We start from the raw sequence: 20358 nt of genomic DNA, 5'->3' as shown, positions 1-20358 counted from the left end.
CGTGTTCTTTTTTGGATGATTTCAGGCTCTGAATAATAATCAGAGTTCCTTTCCTACCTCGAAGCACGGGCATACTTTCACCCACTCTTCCGGTTCTATCACCCCGTTCCCGTTCAGGTCCGGACTAAGGTCGCGGTGCCCACAGACATAGCTGTTCCGGAAGCGCTTCAACAACTGGTGCACCAGCAGGCGGAGCGCACTTTTTTGTTCCGGTGTACGGGTATCTGCAGGATGTCCGTTACAATCCAGTCCACCCTCATAGCAGATACCTATCGAATGGGCGTTGTGCCCTTTGGCATGTGCCCCTATCTGTTCCAGGGGGCGGGTGGGGACGACGGTGCCATCCCTGCGGATGTAGTAGTGATAACCGATGCCATGGAAGCCACGGCGGCGATGTTCTGATTCCAGATTCTCTGTGGTAAGGGCATGATCCGCCCGGGTGGCGCTACAATGCACCACAATTAAGTTGATACTTCTCATGTGTTGAATGAATAGTTTAGTTAATTAAGAATGAATGGTTTTGCCGTTAAAAATGAATAGTTTAGTCAGTTTCCGGTTTAAGTTTTTGGTTGAAACAGTTTAGCCCAACGGATCGTCTTCTATGCCTCCGTCTCCACCGCCGCTGTTGCCACCGCCACTGTTACCGGAATCAGTTGTTTCGGGTTTGTAAAGTACACACTTCACACCGGTCACCAATGAACGGGTAGCCACGGTACGGTCCGAATTGCGGGTAGAAGCCGGACTGAAGTGTACCTGCAGCGAGGCCTGCGCGGCGGATACTTCTTCTTTGGTCTTTGCTCCCTTTCCCCTCGATTTCATGGCAAGCCTGAATGTTCCCAGGCCGTCCAGCATCACCACTTCGGATGATTGCAAGTGTCTGGTCATTACGGTGACAAGGTTGTCGATGGAATTCTTCACATCACCTTTGGAGAGGGAAGAATATTCTGCTATCTCCTGGGCAATTTTCTCTGTATTTACGCTACCTACGTATACGGTGCGCGGATGATAAAGTTTATCACCATCTTTAGTTTTCATGGTAGACTGAATAGTCTTGTAAAGTACTGGCATAATAAATTAGTTTTTAAATGTGAATATTTTATTGTTTTGTGTATTAAGCTTAACCACACTGCAAATATACGGCTCTTTTTGTTGCTAAACGAACGAAAAACAGAAAAGCGTTCAAGAAAAACATTTTATTATTAAAACAAGACTCTAATTTATTGTTTTCGAATTGTTTATTTTCACTTCTGGCAGAGGCTCAACAAATAGCGTCCCGGCAGGCGGATCTTTCCATGGCAGTTGCGCAGCTCATAAAAGCCATTCCATACAGGATGCCCGATGATACCGAAATTACTCTTGCAGACAATGGCATATTGTTCGGCGGGTGGAATGGGATAAAGTCCAAGATTGTATATGAGGCCGTCGAAGTTGCGATTCATCCCGTCCCGGGGTGACTGTAGAAGGGCTATCTCTTCGAGGGTCCATTCTTTTCGTTTGCTGCCGACTTCGGTGGTTTTCGTATCATTGACCGCCACTCCTTTTTTCGGAGAGACTTCCTCCTTCTCTTCCTCCATATTCTGTGCTATGCTATGCTGTGCTATGCTATGTGTACCAAAGTGCATATTTTTGCTATTTTTGGGAGAAAATGTTGCATTTATGGGGATAACTGCAGCATTTTCGTCCTTTGGGCATTCCTTTTCTTCCGCATCTTTAAGAACCGGCGTGCTGTTTTCTTTCTCTTCCGGTGTCGACGGGGTGAGCTCGTTTGATGACAACAAGCAATAGCGCGTATCTATCAGTGAGGTGTTCCGACGCTTGGTTGCAAAGAGGAACTGACGCTGGATATCTGCTGAAGTCAGCAAGCCGTACTCTTGAAAGAGTGCAGAGTCGAAAAGACCATATTCTACAGCAAGGGCAATAACACGCCGCACGTAGTCGGAGTCCTCCTGGTAGAGGTTGTCTGCCAGGTCGTCATAGAAGAGGTCGCCCGCCATTACGTAGTATCCTTCGTTGGAGTAGATACTGCAAAAGGCCTGTACAAGTACGGTTACGGCGGCATCTCCTTCTTTCTTCATAATTCGGCGTACAATGCGGTCGTGTATAAAATCGGTACTTATGGGGAAGTAGTCAAGTCCCCGTTTTTTTATTCTGGACATGTTTTTTAGTGGTTAATGGTTAGTAATAGATTGTTGATAATTCAATCGCTCATCGCCTCCCTGAGCCTTTTTTGTTTGCGTGCTATGCTTTCACTCACTACTTGCTTGGCGTGGCGGATAAGCTTTATCCGTTGTTCGCGGTCTTCGACCCGGGTGAGTACCAGGTAGCATTTAGGCTTGTCCATGATCTGTGGATGATCATGTTTCTTACGTGCCATACGATTGCTTTCTCCGCGGCATTTCTTGCAATAGTAGTCCGGATACCGACTGTTTTTGTTAATATAAAAGGCATTGAGGGGAAGCACTTGGAGACATTTTCTGCAAATGCGGGTTGGTTTTAAAGATAATTGGTTCATGATTCTGACTTTAATGGATTGATATATGATGGATGCTTGTGTCTTATGTATGTATGGCTTGCATTCCATAAATGTAATACTTGTATTCTGCGTGTGAAACACTTGTGTTTCATAGGATTGATATCTGCTGTTGTTCACAACTTTAGTGTATCTTTATAAGGGAGGAGCTCTGTATTCTGAAGTAAGATCTTGTTTTTCCATGATTTTCACACTTTTAATTTCCAAACAGAAAACAATTTATTTATTTTTCCACTCGCAAATATATTATATTTTAATATAGAAAACGAATAGTTTTAGATATTAATTTTCAGAAAATACATAAGTGTATGTCAATGAGGGATTAACACATTCTTATTTATTTACAATAGTAAATCCGGAAAGAAAAAGAAAACTATCTGTTGATCGAAAGCAGTGCTTTCTTCCATCCGGAACATTGCTGTTATAAAAACAATTATTATCTTTGTACTGTTACTAAAAGCAGAAAGGAGTTTAGCAAAAGATGAAACGTCCCGATATCCTCCACCACATCGCAGAAGCCATGCGGAATATTGCCCCTACAGCCCAGACCATTGTCTATGGCTCGGAGGCTCGTGGGGACGCACGTCCCGATTCAGACATTGACCTACTTATTTTACTTGATGATCAGGAAGAACTTACTCCCGAAAGAGAACTTGAACTTCGTCGCCCTCTCTCTGAATTGGAAGCCCAAACCGGGGTAGCTATTAATGCACTTGTCGTTCTTCGTCGTGTATGGGAACAACTTATCAGCCCATTTACCATAAATGTAACTCGGGAAGGTATAGCATTATGAAACAGCAACTTGATCCCGAAACACGTGCCGCAATGGTTGATTACCGTTTGGAACGTGCACACAGCACCCTTGGAGAAGCAGATTTGCTATATAGCGGCGGATATTTCAATGCCGCTGTTAATCGCTTATATTATGCTTGTTACTATGCTACTACCGCACTTCTGTTAAGTTATCAAATAGAAGCTAGTACTCACAATGGCGTGAAAACACAACTTTCTATGCACTTTGTTCGTAACAATCGCCTCAATTTAGAACACAGTACTACTTTCGGTTTACTTTTTGACAAAAGACACAGCAGTGACTACAGCGATTTTGCCTATTGCGATGCCCCATTAGTAGATTTACTACGTCCTCGAGCTGAAGCTTTCATCCTTGCTGTTGAAACTTTGACAAGAGAAAAAAAAGACAAACCCGGCTAATAGATATTTCCTATTTATAAAAAACAATTCCCCCACGGCTCATTTTTAATTTGTTCCGGTCCGTTTTTCCAAGAAGTCTTTCACCACATTCCATGAATAATAAGGACCAAATTCACTCTTTATCGGTAAAGTTACTTCATTCTCATTCAGCAACAGCTTCACCAGTATATCATTCTTCTTATCGCGATAGAAAATAATCTGCAGATTGGCTCCCATAGGAGAGACCCGATAATCTTGCCAGGCAAGATGGAATTTTTCCATATCCGCCTCCTGATTGCTACATCCTTCTATTTGCATCAAAGCAAGCAAACGGATGAGGTGGGTATCATGCCCGAAACGGAGATCTGCCGCAGGAGTACCTTTCTTTATAGCAACATCCGCACTTTCCAGAATATTGCGCAACAAAGGCACAGCACAGCGAGGCATCAGACCGCCATTGAGCGGAGCAGCAGCATTACACACGTACATACGAGCATTCACCGTCTTCCAAATACCCACCAACTCCTCGTATTCAAAGATATCATAGAAAGACAAATCCAACTCTACATTCTGCATATCGGCAGCAATCCAATAGAGGCTGCGCATCATGGCATCCGGATCAGCTATCGCATCAGGTTTCACAAACAGGGAAGCCATCAGGCGTCCGGGACGAACATTCTTCTTTTCAAATTCCCTGAACCCACGTCTCCATGAAGCTTTCTCTGAAGAAAACTTCTCACCTTCGGGAGAGGTGTAAGCTATATAATCCATATACCGATGGTAAGCCCTACGCTCCACATGCAAGGCAGGATTCAGTTCTTTCAAGCGTTCCGTAAAATAGCTCATACTCATAGCACAACGCAGAGAAGTGGACGAACGGGCGTCTACGAAAGCATCTTCCCGGAATACTTGCGGAAAATTGTGATACATGCGTTCAGCTATCTCACGATGTTGACGTTCGCCAAGGGGAGTAATACTTCCACTACATCCGCGGGCATCTTCCCAAACCTTGTGCAGACGCTGACGGACATCCATGCCAAGAGGAGTAAGCCCAGAACATTGATAAAGGGAATCAAAAACACAGATGACTTCCGTATAACGTTCATCCGCTGTCATCCAACGGGAGCCATGACGACCGTAGTGACTGATATAGAAAGGCTCGTATCCTGCCGGAGCAGGGGTATGGACAGATGGAGGGGCAGGATAAGCATAATAAATACTTCCTGCCTGCTCCGGCGTCAATACGGACTGGGAACGGGCGGTGAAAGTACACAGTAAATACAATATAAAAATTATGCATTGTCTCATCTTCGTGACGAATTTAAGTTATCACTCTTTTATTCCTTTATTTTCAGATTACGAACATCCTTCTGTCCAATGCCTTCAGCTGCCTGATCGGGACGTATATCTCCCCAGGTAACAGTACAATCATCTATCAGGATATCAGATGCCGTATCGATATAGAAGCCATACGTCTTATCATGGATGAATCCTTCGCCTACGCACGGACGTTTATCATAAATGCCGCCCTCATAGGCAGTACGTTTCTGCAACAGCAGGTCCACGTCTTCAAAGTAGATATGGTTCACCTTGTCTTGTGTATCCCCGCCTACAAAAATACCGTTCTCGCTGGTACACTTGATATTTGTGAAATAAATACGGCTCACTTCTCCGCAACGTCCTTCGGTAGCTCCCTTCGGAAAGCGCCAACCGGCATCCTTATGATTACCTACGGCACGCGGATAAGAAGTCACGTAAATGGGTTCCGCTTTCCCCCACCAGACATCCGAGTAGAACATGCAATCCACAATCATATTAGAGAAAATTACGTTAGTAACCGTTCCTTCATCCCGGTTCTGAATACCGATGCCGCGATTGCTATTCTTAATGATACAGTTATTGAACAGTACGTTATTAATCTTATCCATATTCTCTGAACCGATCTTGATGGCACAGGAACGGGAGACCATGGTACAATTGGTCACCACAATGTCTTCGCACGAACCGTATTCCTCAAACTCGCGGCGGTTCTTCAGGCAGATACAGTCATCACCTGATTCTATATGGCAATTGGCAATGCGCACATTCTTGGAATGGTCTACATCGATGCCGTCGCCATTGCGTATCTTCAGATTGTTCAGAATAGAGATGCCATCAATGGAGGCATCGTTGCAACCAATGAGATGAACCGTCCAATAGGCACTATTGCGGATGGTTACATCACGAATCACTGTCTTCTCTATATTGATAAGCGTCAGCACATGCGGACGGGGATCAAAGTCGGTCACCGGTTTCAGCTCGTAAGAATCTTCCAGTTCCTTGCCCATAAAGGAGACACCGTTTCCGTCTATAGTTCCTGTTCCGGTGATAGATACCTCTTTCAGATCTTGACCATAAATCCACATCATACCTTCACCACGGTTATCGCGGAAAGCGCTCAATGAATAGGCAGCCTCATCGGGATTGGCAAGCAGACAGGAATTAGGTTCCAAGTGTAGTTCTACAAACGAGGCAAGATGGAAAGGACTGCACATGAAAATACGCCCCGCCGGAACAAGGACCGTTCCACCACCCGACTTGGAACACTGGTCGATAGCGGCTTGTATAGCTGCGGCGTCATCGGTCACGCCGTCACCTTTGGCTCCGTAGTCCATAATATTGTAGACAGTTCCTCCAGTCTTCGGAGTGCCGCACGCCCCTAACAGCAAGATGCTGCATAGGGCAAACAAGAATGCTTTTACTCTCATAATAAGTATATCTTTCTTAAATTAAACTACATAACTTCCGGCGGACAGTCTTCTATTCCCGCTCCCCATTCTTTATTCGGTTCATCCCCCATTATAAACTCCATCACACCGCCGTTCACTATATCCTGATGGGTAATATAATTCCGTGTATAAGGCTTTCCATTTAGTGTTGCCGACTGAATATAAATATTCTTCTGCGACGCATTACGGGCTTTCACGGTGAATGTATTTCCATTCTCAAGATTCAGCGTAAAGCTGGGGAATGAGGGGCTGGCAAGTAGATAATACGGGGTACCGGGACATACCGGATAGAACCCCATAGCGGCAAACATATACCAGGCCGACATCTGTCCGGCATCGTCATTACCGGAAAGTCCACCCGGTTCATTCAGATATTCCGTTTCCATAATATGCCGGACGGCACGTTGAGTTTTCCAAGGCTCGCCTGCATAATTGAACATATAAGCAACCTGATGACAGGGCTCATTTCCATGCCAGTAACGCTGTTCGCTGAACATGGAATCCAGTTTGGCTACATATTTATCCTTGCCTCCCATACAATCCATCAACCCGTACGGATCTTGCGGCACATACCAGGTATAATGACAAGGAGCGCCCTCAGTAATGAAACGGGCGAAATTGAAAGCATTGGCATCATTCAGGAAAGTACCATCGGCATGACGTCCCTGGGCATATCCGGTACGGGAATCAATCACATTGCGATAATTGGCAGCACGCTGTATCAATGCCCGGTAATCATCTGTCTTACCCAGAGCTTTCGCCATCTGTGCAAGGGCAAAGTCATCATAAGCATATTCCAGGGTACGCGATACTTGTTCTTTCGTGTGGAATGCATCGGGTACACCGTCTTCAAGAGGAATATATCCATATTCCAGATAAGAAGTCAGGGCACGGCGGCCCATACCGTTTTTATATTCATCAGGGTCGGAAGGAGTTTCAAAAGCATTCTTACGCATTCCTTCATAAGCCTTGTCCACATCGAAATTACGAATACCCTTACAGTAGGCATCACTGATGGCGGAGATACAATGATCGCCTATCATAGCGGCGGTATAGCTATTCCAGCAAGGAAAGATGGGTAACCACCCGCCTTGCTCATACTTATGCACCAGAGATTGCATCATATCTCCACCCTTGGTCGGGAAAAGCAGATTTATCATTGGATGCAGGGCACGATAGGTATCCCACATGCTGTAATCTTCATAATACGTTTCTCCTTCAGGAAGTTGCCGTATCGGGGTTCCATTTGCAAAAGAGGGATAACGCCCATCCACATCATTGAATGTATGCGGCAGGAAAGAGGCACGATAGAAAGCACCGTAAAACATTTCCTTGTCTGCAAGCTGCCCGGTCTCTACATCAATAGCGGAGAGATGTTTTTCCCAGATCTGTCTCAAATCTTCCCAGGTCTGTCTAAAGTCCCAATGAGGGATTTCAGCCTTCAGGTTTTGCAAAACACCGTCCCGGTCGGTAAAGGAGGAAGCGGCTTTTACCAGCACTTCTTCGCCTTCAGCTACATCAAATTCTATATAAGCACCTATCTGTGCCGCATCACCTATCCGGATGACACCTGGAGACAGGGAATCTCCCCTGAACACACCGTACCCTGTCAGCTTCTTTTGCAGCTGAACGATGAAATGTCCGTTATACCCTGCCGGTTTTCCCCAGCCCTGATAAATGCGGTGAACGGGATTGTATCCGTAGATCTGATTGTTGAGGGTATCGATGCAGATGTATCCCTGACCTTCATCACTGTTGGGATTCACCACCAAATAACCTTTTCCTGCTTTTCCGTAGGTGAAACGAAAGATAGCGGAACGCGAACGGCCCGTCATTTCAGCAAAGATATTCTCATCCGGTAGAGAAACCCTATAATAGGCGGGAGTCGCCATTTCCTCGGCATGCGAGAAACGGGTGGAACGTGCTTCCGGCTGACAACGTAATGTACCGAAGAGGGGCATCAGGGTCATAGAACCGTAATCCTGCGTACATCCGCCCACAATCCAATGGGAGTTACGGAAACCTTGCAGCAGGGAATCTGCATAATAATAGGGAGCTATACATTTTTGTTCCGTATCACGCGTCTGCGCAGTCCAGAAGTTCATTCCGTTGGGTTCAAGTACTGCTGGAAGAGTTTGCCCGTATTCTTCCGTATTTTTGCCGAACAATCCGGCCGTATGAGTAGCACTGGGGGCAGTGCCGACGCGGGTGTCGATATAGGATAACCGCGACTCATCATCCATTCCACAACGTCCGGTGCACGAAGTGGTACCCGGCAGCAAGACAGTTACTAATAATAGGGAGCAGTATGTATAGATCGTCCGTTTCATGTTATATTTTTATATAGATTTTCTTTTTATACAATGGATAGCCGCATGCTCCCATCAGCAACGTGAAAGCAAGAGCGTAAACGGCAGATGCCAGATAAGGATCGGTTATCAATGAATGTATCCCTTCGTAAACAATCGGTTTGCTTCCGGTGGCACCGATAACAATAGCCGCCACCTCACTGAGTACATAGAGAAACAAAGGGTTGACTCCGAATACCTCAAAAAAGCGGCACCAGTTCTTCTTCTCTTTCATATCGATGAAGTAAATAAGTACAGCCTGAAGCATGGCAGCCAGTCCGCAAGTAACCAATACGAAGGTAGGCGACCAGATACGCTTATTCAATGGCAAAGCCTCCGTCAGCACAAAACCGCATGCCATCAGAATAAAGCCTGCCACAAACAGTTTCAGGGTTTTCCGTTCCAAAGCTTCCTTAGCCAGTATGATCCTCCCGCAACAAAAGCCAATCAATGTATGAGCAATAGCTGCAAGGGTGCTGGTAAGTCCTTCCGGATCTATCGGACTTTTATGATAAAGGTGGTCTGCACCCAATACATTCTGGTCTATAATTGCCAGAATATTTGTGCTATCAGGGGTGTATCCGTTGCCAATACCGAGCAAGACGGCATATCCGATGATAAGGAAACCGATTATCCAGCCGATATACTTAGGCTTGACATACAGAGCTACGAAAGAAACGGCACAATAACATAAAGCGATACGTGGCAACACTCCCGTAAGCCGGAGATGGGCAAGGGGGAAGAAATCGCCCTCACAGATAAAGTGAAACCAATGAATGGCCCAGCCGATGCACAGAATGACAAGAGTACGTTTCAGTATCTTACGGATCACCGGGCCTGATGCCTGGAAATGAAACTTGCTCAGAGCAATGTAAGTGGAAATGCCCATGATGAACAAAAAGAACGGAAAGACCAGGTCACAAAGCGTCAGCCCATTCCATGCAGAATGCTGCAGGGAGTCGTAGGATAGCTTTCCACCGGAATTATTGACGAGAATCATTCCGACAACAGTAATTCCACGTAACACGTCGAGAGACAAGAGTCGCTTCTTCTGCGGATAGCCGGAAATTGGGGGTTGAATATTTTCCATCATCTGTAGGGTGTTAATCACTAATCACTCATTCTCAAACACTTTCTCAAATGCTTCCTTTGCCACATCCACACAGTTTCCTTCGGAAGTCGAACCATACGGATTCTTCGCCAATGTCCAGGGTTCTTCCATTGCATAATAATCCAATTTCACTTCGGGTTTACCATCCAGTTGGTCTTGGAGGGTTTGCCAATAAGCCGCCCAACGTTTATAGTAAAAATCGCGCAGAATGCCGTTCCATTCCTTATGGGCATAGTCGCGCAGACCGCCGTCGTCAGCACAAACACGATTGCCCCAAGTAGTTATCTGTACACGGGCATTCCATTCGTACAAGTCTTTTTCTTCGGGAGTAGTGCCCAACTTGCGTGCCTGCTCTATCCAGCGACCTACACGAAACTCACTGCGTGTACCCAACAATTTATCCTGCAACAGCAGTATATCCAGGAATTTCCGGGAGTCACGGGCAAAACTGCGTTTATCAAAGCTCTTGAAGTCGGCAATGGTACGGTTATAAACAATGCGCCCTTTATCCGAAAGGGACTGGCGGACAATATCTACTAAGTCATATTCAAAGTTATTATTACCACGATATTTATCGGCCACCTCCAGCATCAGCCGGGCAGTTTCTTCCGTAACAGTAGGGTCGTAATAGTTCTTCATCTTCGACCAGCTCGATGCCTGGAAGTTGTTCATCGAAGGACGTCCACAGAAGATAGATTCATGAGGGCCTTGCTGATTGTTTCCGAAGGGGCAGTTATAAATAGTATTGGCAAGCAGAGTCCATGCCTGTTCTATCTTCTCGTCGCGCACACCGTAACGGGCAAAGAGATAATCTTTCAGCCATTCCTCTTTCGTGAATTTCTCCGGACGCCAAGGCAGTTCGCACATCAGTTCGAACATCATGGGGTTATTCTCTGAGCCTTCCATGGTGAGACCGATACCTTTCAGATGAGTTGCCAACGGGTTGTTCTTTGTCAGATAGAAGTTGTTGAGCAACTGATCCATGCGACCGTGCAGACCGACATTGCCGCCGAAATTGAGCAACATACAGAAAAGCCAGTCGTGCTGCTCATAACCTTTGTCGCGCTTCCAAATGGAAGGGATTCCCCACATAGGGCGACATTCACTGAACAAGTCCAGTATCAGCAGATCTCCGTTCTGCATATTCTTTATCATTTCAGGGCGAGGATTCTCCGTCCAACCCTGTACTACCCAGGTGGCTTTCGGATTCACTTTCTTCATAGCCGTCATGATGGCCTTTCCGGCTGCATCGAAATCTACCGAAGCGGCATTTTCTGCTTCGTGAAAGGGGTCCATAGAGTAATAATCGGCCTTGCCGAAAAGCTTCTCCTGCTCCCGGTAATACAAATCGGCTATCTCGGCAAAACGAGCATCAGTGGGCTGCAAGAAAGCCGGACGGGTAAAGCCATTCCACAGATCGGACTTGGTCAGGTTCAGTCCCAACTTCTCGTCAGCATCATGCGGAACCATTCCGGAATATCCCGGAAATACAGGTTTAATGCCATACTCACGCATGCGCTTCAATATTTTCTTCTGCAGAGCTTCCTGCTGTGCATACCAAGAGTCCGGATTGGGGCCGCCCCATCCTTCCAGATTATTCATGGCCCACCAAGCCAGGAAGGCGGGGCCGGCTATAAAGCTGTTTATTTCTTCTTTGGAATATCCCAGTTTTTGGAGCATATTGAACCAGATACACTCCTGCCCTACGGCGGCCAAAGGAAGATTGATGCCATGCAGAGCCATCCAGTCTATTTCTTTCTCCCAGCGCTCCCAATCCCAGAAAGCCATCGTATAAGAGTAGGTGCAATAGTTGAAATCATAACGAAGTGAGAGGGATGTTTCGTGACGCTCCTTCTGAGTAACGGGAGGAAGTACCACGGGGAGCGATGCCTGCATGCCGTTCCATGATAGCTGGATACCGGCATAATATTTCAGATACCAATTGATACCTGTCGCTATATTCACGTAGTTGTTACCACGGACAACAACTTTACTACCTTTCTGATCCAGTTCAAAAAAGTCGTCCGCACCTTTATTGAGTTCAATAACAAATTTCTTAGATGCTCCCTTATCAATTCTTTCAAGCAGACCATTAACAGGGTTAGCAGATAAATAAGTAGACAAGCCTACTACTAACAAAATGACTAAATAGAGTTTGGTTTTCATGGTATTCATTACTTCTGGGTGATGTGCAAAAATAGGCGTTTATTTTATTATATAAGGAGAAAATAGAAAAGTTTGGGACGAATATAGTAAACGAGCTACCTTACCCCTTCTTTCCCAGTTTCGAACTCGGTAAATACCCAAAGAACTCTTTGAAGCACTTAGTGAAGTACTTCGGGTCATTAAAACCTACAGCGTATGCTATCTCCGAAACATTGATGTCTCCAGGTCCTTCCTGTATCATCCGTTGCGCCACGTTCAGACGGTAATTCTTCATAAACTGTCCGATAGGTTGCCCTGTGAGGTCCTGCATTTTCTTGTTGACGAGCGTCTTGCTATATCCCATATCACGCACAAAACGTTCCAGGTTATATTCCGCATCGGCATAGTGCTCCTTCATCAGGTTGACGGCATTCGTAATGAATGTCTTGTCCCGCGACTCTTCCTTTACATGCAGCTCTTCCACATTGCTGCTGGATGAGAACATCTTCTTATATTTCCTCCGTAAATTCAGGATATTGCGAATACGAAGCCGGAGCACTTCTTCATCGAAAGGCTTACAGAGATACTCGTCCACGCCTATTTCGAAGCTCCTCTTTTCCTGCACATCCGAGCGAAGTGCCGTAAGCATAAGGAACGGAATATGCGAAGTGGCCAGATTCTCCTTGATGCGGCGGGACAACTCCATACCATCCATCACAGGCATCATCAGGTCGCTAACTATTAAATCTATCGTATGCTTCTGAACTATTTCAAGAGCTTCCTGCCCGTCGCCTGCCTCAAACAAACGGTAATCGCCTACAAGCAACGTACGGATATACGAGCGCATATCCTTATTATCTTCCACAATCAAGATGGTCTCTTTCTTCTGTGTATCTTCCGGCTGTAAGGTATCCGGCAAGTACACAGTACCGGAGTCTTCCACTATTTCTCCTTTTGTTTCCACTTGTTCACCGGGAACCAACGGCATCAACATACGGAACGAAGCCCCTCGCCCGGGATTATTACGGGCAAAAATCTCTCCCCCATGCAGGTATACAATCCGTTTACACAAGAAAAGACCGATACCCGTACCACTCTGCCCGTAAACCGGATATTTCGTACTCTTCTTAGATTGATAGAAACGGTCGAAAATCTTCTCCATGTCTTCTGTCACAATACCGTGTCCCGTATCACATACATTCATATAGAGCAACTTCTCTCCGCCTTCACCCTTAATGGATGCCACAAATATATCAATGCGGCCACCATCGGGCGTAAACTTAATGGCATTCGAAACCAGATTAACCAGCACCTTACGCATATATCCGGGATCAATCATCAGGAAAGGATTCTCCAATCGGAAATAAGTGCATATATCAATCTGCCTCTCCTTTGCAAAAACCCTGAAAGGTATCAGCAACTCAGATAAGAACTCGACAAAATTCGAGGAGCGCTTATCCAACACCACTTTATCGATGTCCAGTTTTCGGAAGTCCATCAGTTCATTGACTAGGGAGAGCAGATACCGTGAATTCCGTTCAGCTATCTGTAACTGTGCCTTCACCGCCTCGTCCTGTGTCTCCTTCAGGGCATGCTCAATGGGACCGTGAATCAATGTAACCGGAGTGCGGAACTCATGCGTGATATTTGTAAAGAAGGCAATCTTCTCTTCCGTAATCTCTTTCACGTGTTGGGCCATGGTCTCCAATTGCTTGTTTTGGACAGCCAGTTCCTGCGTACGCAGTTCCACTTCCTTTTCCAGTCGTGCTTTCTGTTCACGATAGCTCCGGGTCTTGCGCTTATAAAATAAATAGATAGCAAAGCAAATGGCTATGGCAAGAAGCAGGTAGAACCAACCGGACTTATAAAAATAAGGCGTGATTCCGACTTTTATTTCGGTCGTTTCTTCCGACCAACGTCCCAGCTCATCCGTTGCACGAACCTGCAATGTATAGTTTCCCGGCGGAACAGCCGTATACCGGGCCATGCCATCACCCGGCTGAGTTTCGTTCCATTCCTCCTCGTACCCCTGCAGACGATAAGCAAAACGGATACGGCTACTGTTTCCATAATTCTGCGTAGTAAAACCTATGGAGAAACGGTTCTCCCGTTCATGCAGAAAAATACCAGAAGCAAGAGTGATATTTTTTTTCAGATAATCACCACTGGAAGGATAAATCATATTTCCACCAATGGCCAGGGAAGAAAGTTTCACATGCGAATCCGCAGGCTGTGAAGCCTCATCGTCAGGGTGGATAATAACCAGTCCGTCTATGGTTGCCATATAAATAAAATCATGCCTTTCCGAGTAATGGATACCATTCCAATAAAACTGGGTAGCAGGCAATCCATCGGCCTGCGTATAGTTGCTGAATGTCATTGACTGGATATTCAACCGGGATACTCCATCGTTCGTAGTCAGCCACAAGTTTCCCTGTCCGTCTTCCGCCATGCCGATAATGGTATTATTAGGCAGCCCGTGGCGCGTCGTATAGTTTCTGAATACAAAATGATTATTCTTGTCACTCGTCAACTGATACAAGCCGCTTCCGTTACCACCCAGCCAGATGGTACCGTTTTTGTCTTCCAGAATACTGTTGATCTTTTCCAGTTGAGTGGACTGCGGATTATCCAGTTTATACTTGAGATACTTATAATCAAAACGTTTATTCGACTTGGCAAAAGAAGCAAGGTCCACGATAAAGACACCTTGTGTAGTACCTACCCAGAGGCGTTTCTTACTGTCAATCAGTAAAGCATAGATGGCCTCAAACTCATTATCAGACTGATCGAACAGTACACGAACGAAAGTATCCTTCCGCTTGTCGTAGAAGTGTACTCCGCGCGTGGAACCGAACCATATTCCATGGTTAATCACATCTTCACAGGCACTGTTGATAAAATCGCCTTCCAATTCAGGAATATTCTCGCGGGTATAGCGTTTGAAGGTACGGTTATTGGGGATATTCAGGTCGATCCCATTAATCCCCACACCCCAAGTATATGCCCACAGGCGGTTATCGGAGTCTATCAGGATACCCATCAAGGTATTGTTGCTGACAGAGGTTATGTCATTAGGAGAAAAGAGGTGGTGGACGCAAGATTTACTATCTTCATTCCACTTCAACAAACCGCGCTCTACCAGGGCAACCCAAAGATTTCCGTCTTTGTCTTCATCCACCGCATTCACAGGCGTAGGGGCATCGTTTTCGGTATCCGCACTCCCACACGTCCACAGTTTTGTCTGAAGCCGCTTCGGAGAAAGCAGGTTGATGCCACCGGTTTCAGTACCCAGCCAAATGGTCTCACCATCGGTAAACAGACAGTTGATGGCATTGCAGTTGATGGTAACTCCCACTCGTTCACTGGTCTGACGAATGAACGAGAAAGTATCCGTGTCTTTATCATAGACATTCAGTCCGTTAAGGGTGGATACAATCAGGTGTCCCCGTTCCGTCAGTTTGATATCCGTTATATAAGCCTGGCTCAGCATCCCGGGGCGGTGGGTGGAGTAACGATAACGTTTCAGACTTTGCCCGGTATGGTGGTATTTGAATAAGCCACGGTTAGAGCCAATCCACAACAAATCGCCGTCTACCTGCATACAGGAGATCCGCCAATCTTCACTGAAAGAAACCAGGCTGTCAGACAGTTTCTCCACTTTCAGAAGATGTCCTTCATGCTTCGTGATGCGGCACACTTCATTGTCAATACCTGCACAAACTGTCCAACCCAGATCGGTGACAGCATGCACCGGAGAAGCACACTCACTCTCCAAATGATAGTAATTCTTTATAGCTCCTTCAGTATCCAGTTCTATACACCACAAATCCTTGTTAGCAGAAACCCAGACATCACCTTGCTTGTCCTTGTAAACCGTACTTACGTTTTCATTCATCAACCTTCGTAGCGGGCTGTCTGATGGAACAGGTAACTCCACCAAAGCATAAGTATCCAGGCTGAGCATGTCAATGCCACCCTCGGAGGCTATCCAAAGGCGCCGGAAGTTATCTTCGCAGACCTTATGAACAAAGTCGTTCTTGAGACATATCGGTTCCGTTTGAGTGCCATAGTTCAGGAATTGATAACCGTCATAGCGACCTATTCCGTAATGCGTAGCAACCCATACATATCCTTCGGAGTCCTTGAAGATATCACTCACAAAACTATAGGGTAACCCTGCAGTTTCAGTAATAAACTTAAAGTTGTACTGGCTGAAAAAGCGATCCATGCTTTCCGAAAAAAGCGGTGGAAGCTGCATCAGACAAATGAGGAATATCAGGATATGTCGCTTCATGTAAGTTACAAATTACGAATTACAAGTGACAAGCTACTTCTTTTCTATCCGGATACGGGCATCCACTGCAATCACATGTTTCTCCGTAGCCAAAAGCGGATTAATATCCATTTCTTTAATCTCTGTAGCAAAGCGTAGCAAAGTGGAGAGGCGTACGATAATCTCAGCAAACTTATCTTCATTCACCCCTTTCTGTCCGCGCGTTCCCTTGATAATCTTGTAAGCGCGGAGAGAATGAATCATAGAGTAAGCCTCTTCGTACGAAAGTGGTGCCAAACCGGAAGAAACGTCTTTCAGCACTTCCACAAAGATACCACCCAAACCGCAAAGCACCACATGACCGAATTTAGCTTCATACTTGGCACCTACAAAAAGTTCCGTACCTGCCAGCATAGGTTGTACCAGTATCCCCGTCACTTCGGGAATTTGCATCATACGTTCAAATTCAAACGCCAGATGCTGTTCTCCTTTTATATTAAGCACTACGCCACCGACGTCGGATTTATGAACAGGCCCCACAACCTTTGCCACCACGGGGAAACCTGTACGACGGGCAAAGGCCAGTACTTCGTCTTTATTAGAAGACACAAATTCTTCAACGATAGGAATACCGGCAGCATGAAGCAACGCCTGTACATAATGCGGCTGGATATATCCGTCTTCGGGAATAGAATCTATAATACGGCGAATACGCGGCACATCCACACCAAAGAGTTCGATCTCATTGGTAGCAGGGCGGGGAGCATTCATGATACGTGACAAGGCTGTGCCCAGCGTCACTTCATCAGCAAAGTTCACATGACCTTTAGCAAGAAAAGCGGCAACTTCTGCTCCGGCGGTATTGATAGAAGGGAGAATGGGGAAGATAGGTTTACTGCAACTCTGCATTTTCTCATGCAGCACATCGTACATCTCGAACATGGTAACCAGTCCCGGCGTACCGAAAATAGCCAGAACAGCATCTATCGTGTCGAATTTCTCTTCGCAGTATTCCAGACAGAGCCGGAGATGATCGGGAGTTCCCGTAGCCAGGATATCAATCGGATTTCCTACAGCCGCACCGGGAAAGAGTTTTCCTTTCAGTTCATCTACAACCGGGCCTTCCAGTTTAGGGACATTCAGTCCGCCTTTACTCAATGCATCAGTCAGCATAACGCCCGGACCTCCGGCATGAGTAATGATAGCGAAGTTCTTCCCTTTCAATTCCGGAAGGGTAAAGATACATCCTACTGTAGTCAGCTCTTCGCGTGAGTAGCAACGTACAATACCGGCTTTACGGAACAGAGCTTCCACTGCCGAGTCCGAACTGGCAATGGCTCCTGTATGCGAAGATGCCGCACGGCTCCCGCTCTCACTACTGCCAGCCTTAATGGCAGCAATCTTACAACCTTTCTTAATTAAAGAAGAAGCATGGAACAACAGGCGGTCGGGGTCACCGATACTTTCGATATAGAGTAATTTGATTTTAGAATCTTTGTCCGGCTGGAAGTTCTCGTCCATATACTGCAATACGTCTTCCACACCTATCTGCTTCGCATTTCCCACAGACCAGACGGAGTTGAACTGCAAACCTTTCGTTACGGCACTCTCCAGAATGAAAACGGCGGTCGCACCGGAACTGGATATCAAATCGACTCCTTGTGGATGCAGTTGCGGGATGGGTTGGCTGAACACACTATGATGCCAGGTATTCATCAGTCCAATGCAATTCGGCCCTATCAGGGAAGCTCCATACTTATTCACCGTTTCCAGAATACGGTCTTCCAGCAACGCACCCTCATGTGTCTCCTCACCAAACCCGGCGGAAAGGATGACAAACGCACGTACCTGCTTTTCAGCAGCAAGCACCTCCGCAGTATCCGGACACATCTGTGCCGGAATGGCAAGTATAGCCATATCCGTATCGGGAATATCCTTCACATCGGCATAAGCTGTTACACCTTGTACTTCTGTCTCTTTGGGGTTTACGGCACGGAGTTCTCCGGTATAGCCACCGTTAATAAGATTACGCAAGATGGCGCCTCCCGGCTTGTGCACATTATTGGATGCTCCCACCACTACAATACTGGCAGGACGAAGCAATTGGTTTGTTATCATAGTTTATTCACTTTAAGTTCAGGATACGATGTCACAAATATACACCTTTTATGCAATCCTGCAATCGGAAAACAAAAGAAATACGAAGAGGAAGAATAGACTGATTTATTTTTTCCCAATAGGAGAAAAATAATTTAGTAATAGCCGATAATAAAATGGGAGATAAATTATCATTGATGTACCAAACTATTTTTTAAGCGTTACTAAAATAAATCAAGGAACTAATCTCTTTGAATGACAAAACAGGAGATTACCGTTTTCATCACGAAGATGCATCCCGTTACCCTCGCAATAACGGAAGAAGGAACAATCGCCACAAGCATCTTTTTTCATCCAATCGCGGTTACGGAATGGCTGGAAGCGTTCTTCCCATACCTGCATAAAATTGTCCCGATAGATATTCCCTTGATGAAAATCACTCCGGATACTGGGACAAGCAGAGATAGAACCGTCTATCAGGATAGAACCGACAGTAACACCGGCATTACAAGCAAAGAAGCTATCGCGTACTTCTCCTTCGTACTTGCCGAGAAAGCCTTCGCAGCCATAACTCAAATGTATCTTTCCCTCCTTACGGATTTCTTTAATGAAGTTCATAAGTCCGGTAAATTCTTCATCTGTCAGCTGGAACTCAGGATGCGAAGCAGCACGGCCAACCGGAAAGATAGTAAACATCCGCCATTGGCGAACGCCTATTTTATAAAGAGATGTTTTTAATTCGTCCAGATAAGGGTAGTTACGTCGGTTAACGCAGGTCACCACATCCCAGGTCAGCTCCGGTTCATGTACCAGCATCTTTATGGCTTCCAAAGCATTATGATGGCTCTCAGGATGTCCCCGCAACCAATTATGATCTTCGGCAAAACCATCCAGACTGATAGTTATGGAATGCAATCCGGCAGCCATGAGACGTTGCAAGCGTTCCTTTGTCAGATAAAGTCCATTGGAGACCATGCCCCACGGATAACCACGACGGTAGAGGGCCAGCCCGACTTTTTCCAGGTCTTCCCGCATCAGGGGTTCTCCACCAGTGATGATGATACTTACTTTATTGGGATTTACATAAGGAGTAATGGAATCGATAGTACGCAAAAAATCTTCAGCAGGCATATCTTCCACTGCCGCCATTCGTTTACAGTCACTTCCGCAATGCTTGCAGTGGAGATTACAGCGCAAAGTACACTCCCAGAAGAGCTGCTTCAGAGGGTGCAGTTCTTTCAGGTTATTCCAGATTTTCCGGTTTATTTCCAGAGCAAGCTGTTTACGTAATGAAAGATTATTCATTCTTTTTCTTCAGTACAAAATCTACTTCTTTAGTGTCACTGCCTTGATACCAGCCTTTGCCACCTGTCGGTTCCATTTTTATGTCAGTTGAGTCTGCTTTATAAATACCCGGTGAATCTTCACACACTAAGCGGTATTTACCATAGCCACCTGCCTGCTCATTTAAGAATCGAAACTCTCCATTCTCTTGAGTATACAGAGTATCAGTGTAATAAGCTCCCATCGGTTCTCCATCCGACGTAAGTTCCTTTACGATAACCCTTGCATCCTTTACAGGTTCGCGTAGTTCATCGAGTACCTTACCTTTAATCTCAAAACGGCAATAAGGTGTTCCATATTCATCAGCCCCCGTCCCGTCACATGCATTAAAACCGAGTAAGACCAATACTCCGGACAATATCCGGTTATAGAAATGTAACCATCGTTTCTTCTCTTCCTTCATTTTCATAGCATTTCTCATGTTCATTCTTAAATTAGATATCCTTTTTGTAAAATGCTGTTCTTTTGGGAATACTGCACCAAAGATAACTTTTTATCTGCAATAATTCAAAATAATTGTCAGTATTCCGTATAAAGATTTCATATCT

15 protein-coding genes are annotated in these 20358 nt (G+C 45.7%); 2 read left to right on the top strand and 13 right to left on the bottom strand.

The window, feature by feature from the left end; translation table 11 throughout:
- Positions 1 to 39: 39 nt before the first annotated feature.
- From BWI44_RS10730 to BWI44_RS10715, 4 genes are all read right to left on the bottom strand, one after another.
- Positions 40 to 480 carry an N-acetylmuramoyl-L-alanine amidase gene (locus BWI44_RS10730; protein ID WP_115502193.1) on the bottom strand — a complete coding sequence of 147 codons (441 nt, stop codon included), beginning with the start codon at positions 478 to 480 and terminating at the stop codon, positions 40 to 42.
- 99 nt (positions 481 to 579) lie between these two features.
- On the bottom strand, positions 580 to 1068 hold the full coding sequence (locus BWI44_RS10725; protein WP_115502194.1) for an HU family DNA-binding protein: 489 nt from the start codon (positions 1066 to 1068) through the stop codon (positions 580 to 582).
- Positions 1069 to 1241: 173 nt separating this feature from the next.
- Entirely contained in the window at positions 1242 to 2156 is a 915-nt protein-coding gene (locus BWI44_RS10720; RefSeq protein ID WP_195209545.1) for a DUF4373 domain-containing protein, read from the bottom strand.
- A 41-nt stretch (positions 2157 to 2197) separates the two neighbouring features.
- The gene (locus BWI44_RS10715) at positions 2198 to 2512 is read right to left on the bottom strand and encodes a hypothetical protein (RefSeq protein ID WP_138292158.1); all 315 of its coding nucleotides are present in this window, start codon (positions 2510 to 2512) and stop codon (positions 2198 to 2200) included.
- Between the two features lie 499 nt (positions 2513 to 3011).
- On the opposite strand from BWI44_RS10715, the gene BWI44_RS10710 reads away from it, so the two are divergent.
- Positions 3012 to 3323, top strand: coding sequence for a nucleotidyltransferase domain-containing protein (locus BWI44_RS10710; RefSeq protein WP_115502197.1), 312 nt, complete (start codon positions 3012 to 3014; stop codon positions 3321 to 3323).
- Entirely contained in the window at positions 3320 to 3742 is a 423-nt protein-coding gene (locus tag BWI44_RS10705) for a HEPN domain-containing protein (RefSeq protein WP_115502198.1), read from the top strand. Before BWI44_RS10710 ends, BWI44_RS10705 begins: the two co-directional genes overlap by 4 nt.
- A 45-nt stretch (positions 3743 to 3787) precedes the next feature.
- Here the strand turns inward: BWI44_RS10705 and BWI44_RS10700 are convergent, their stop codons facing one another.
- The 9 genes from BWI44_RS10700 to BWI44_RS10660 all read right to left on the bottom strand — a co-directional run bounded on the left by BWI44_RS10700 (position 3788) and on the right by BWI44_RS10660 (position 20219).
- Complete coding sequence (locus BWI44_RS10700; protein WP_195209546.1) at positions 3788 to 5029, bottom strand: histidine-type phosphatase; 1242 nt, start codon at positions 5027 to 5029, stop codon at positions 3788 to 3790.
- 29 nt (positions 5030 to 5058) lie between these two features.
- The gene (locus BWI44_RS10695; RefSeq protein WP_195209547.1) at positions 5059 to 6468 is read right to left on the bottom strand and encodes a glycoside hydrolase family 28 protein; all 1410 of its coding nucleotides are present in this window, start codon (positions 6466 to 6468) and stop codon (positions 5059 to 5061) included.
- Positions 6469 to 6494: 26 nt separating this feature from the next.
- The gene (locus tag BWI44_RS10690) at positions 6495 to 8732 is read right to left on the bottom strand and encodes a GH92 family glycosyl hydrolase (protein WP_195209624.1); all 2238 of its coding nucleotides are present in this window, start codon (positions 8730 to 8732) and stop codon (positions 6495 to 6497) included.
- 88 nt (positions 8733 to 8820) lie between these two features.
- Positions 8821 to 9927 carry an acyltransferase family protein gene (locus BWI44_RS10685; protein WP_394368924.1) on the bottom strand — a complete coding sequence of 369 codons (1107 nt, stop codon included), beginning with the start codon at positions 9925 to 9927 and terminating at the stop codon, positions 8821 to 8823.
- A 24-nt stretch (positions 9928 to 9951) separates the two neighbouring features.
- Positions 9952 to 12114: an alpha-N-acetylglucosaminidase gene (locus BWI44_RS10680; protein WP_195209549.1), complete on the bottom strand. Its 2163-nt coding sequence runs from the start codon at positions 12112 to 12114 to the stop codon at positions 9952 to 9954.
- A gap of 100 nt (positions 12115 to 12214) precedes the next feature.
- The gene (locus tag BWI44_RS10675; protein WP_286813312.1) at positions 12215 to 16390 is read right to left on the bottom strand and encodes a two-component regulator propeller domain-containing protein; all 4176 of its coding nucleotides are present in this window, start codon (positions 16388 to 16390) and stop codon (positions 12215 to 12217) included.
- Positions 16391 to 16423: 33 nt separating this feature from the next.
- Positions 16424 to 18487 (bottom strand): acetate--CoA ligase family protein, encoded by a 2064-nt coding sequence (locus BWI44_RS10670; RefSeq protein WP_195209551.1) that lies wholly within the window; start codon positions 18485 to 18487, stop codon positions 16424 to 16426.
- A gap of 213 nt (positions 18488 to 18700) precedes the next feature.
- A complete protein-coding gene (locus tag BWI44_RS10665) occupies positions 18701 to 19771 on the bottom strand; it encodes a TIGR04133 family radical SAM/SPASM protein (RefSeq protein WP_286813310.1) in 1071 nt (356 codons plus the stop codon).
- Positions 19764 to 20219, bottom strand: coding sequence for a radical SAM-associated putative lipoprotein (locus tag BWI44_RS10660; RefSeq protein WP_229036214.1), 456 nt, complete (start codon positions 20217 to 20219; stop codon positions 19764 to 19766). The genes BWI44_RS10665 and BWI44_RS10660 overlap by 8 nt, the downstream gene beginning before the upstream one ends.
- Between the last annotated feature and the right edge of the window lie 139 nt (positions 20220 to 20358).

It is taken from the genome of Bacteroides sp. Phil13 (assembly GCF_001940965.1).
Lineage (GTDB): Bacteria > Bacteroidota > Bacteroidia > Bacteroidales > Bacteroidaceae > Bacteroides > Bacteroides intestinalis.
This window is presented reverse-complemented; position numbering and strand designations above follow the sequence as displayed.

What these genes read in the sequence shown, in the direction of transcription:
- BWI44_RS10685 (WP_394368924.1), bottom strand. Translation starts at nt 9,927, where the DNA reads ATGGAAAATATTCAACCCCCAATTTCCGGCTATCCGCAGAAGAAGCGA.
- BWI44_RS10725 (WP_115502194.1), bottom strand. Translation starts at nt 1,068, where the DNA reads ATGCCAGTACTTTACAAGACTATTCAGTCTACCATGAAAACTAAAGAT.
- BWI44_RS10710 (WP_115502197.1), top strand. Translation starts at nt 3,012, where the DNA reads ATGAAACGTCCCGATATCCTCCACCACATCGCAGAAGCCATGCGGAAT.
- BWI44_RS10715 (WP_138292158.1), bottom strand. Translation starts at nt 2,512, where the DNA reads ATGAACCAATTATCTTTAAAACCAACCCGCATTTGCAGAAAATGTCTC.
- BWI44_RS10675 (WP_286813312.1), bottom strand. Translation starts at nt 16,390, where the DNA reads ATGAAGCGACATATCCTGATATTCCTCATTTGTCTGATGCAGCTTCCA.
- BWI44_RS10670 (WP_195209551.1), bottom strand. Translation starts at nt 18,487, where the DNA reads ATGATAACAAACCAATTGCTTCGTCCTGCCAGTATTGTAGTGGTGGGA.
- BWI44_RS10730 (WP_115502193.1), bottom strand. Translation starts at nt 480, where the DNA reads ATGAGAAGTATCAACTTAATTGTGGTGCATTGTAGCGCCACCCGGGCG.
- BWI44_RS10700 (WP_195209546.1), bottom strand. Translation starts at nt 5,029, where the DNA reads ATGAGACAATGCATAATTTTTATATTGTATTTACTGTGTACTTTCACC.
- BWI44_RS10720 (WP_195209545.1), bottom strand. Translation starts at nt 2,156, where the DNA reads ATGTCCAGAATAAAAAAACGGGGACTTGACTACTTCCCCATAAGTACC.
- BWI44_RS10680 (WP_195209549.1), bottom strand. Translation starts at nt 12,114, where the DNA reads ATGAAAACCAAACTCTATTTAGTCATTTTGTTAGTAGTAGGCTTGTCT.
- BWI44_RS10660 (WP_229036214.1), bottom strand. Translation starts at nt 20,219, where the DNA reads ATGAAAATGAAGGAAGAGAAGAAACGATGGTTACATTTCTATAACCGG.
- BWI44_RS10690 (WP_195209624.1), bottom strand. Translation starts at nt 8,732, where the DNA reads ATGGATGATGAGTCGCGGTTATCCTATATCGACACCCGCGTCGGCACT.
- BWI44_RS10695 (WP_195209547.1), bottom strand. Translation starts at nt 6,468, where the DNA reads ATGAGAGTAAAAGCATTCTTGTTTGCCCTATGCAGCATCTTGCTGTTA.
- BWI44_RS10665 (WP_286813310.1), bottom strand. Translation starts at nt 19,771, where the DNA reads ATGAATAATCTTTCATTACGTAAACAGCTTGCTCTGGAAATAAACCGG.
- BWI44_RS10705 (WP_115502198.1), top strand. Translation starts at nt 3,320, where the DNA reads ATGAAACAGCAACTTGATCCCGAAACACGTGCCGCAATGGTTGATTAC.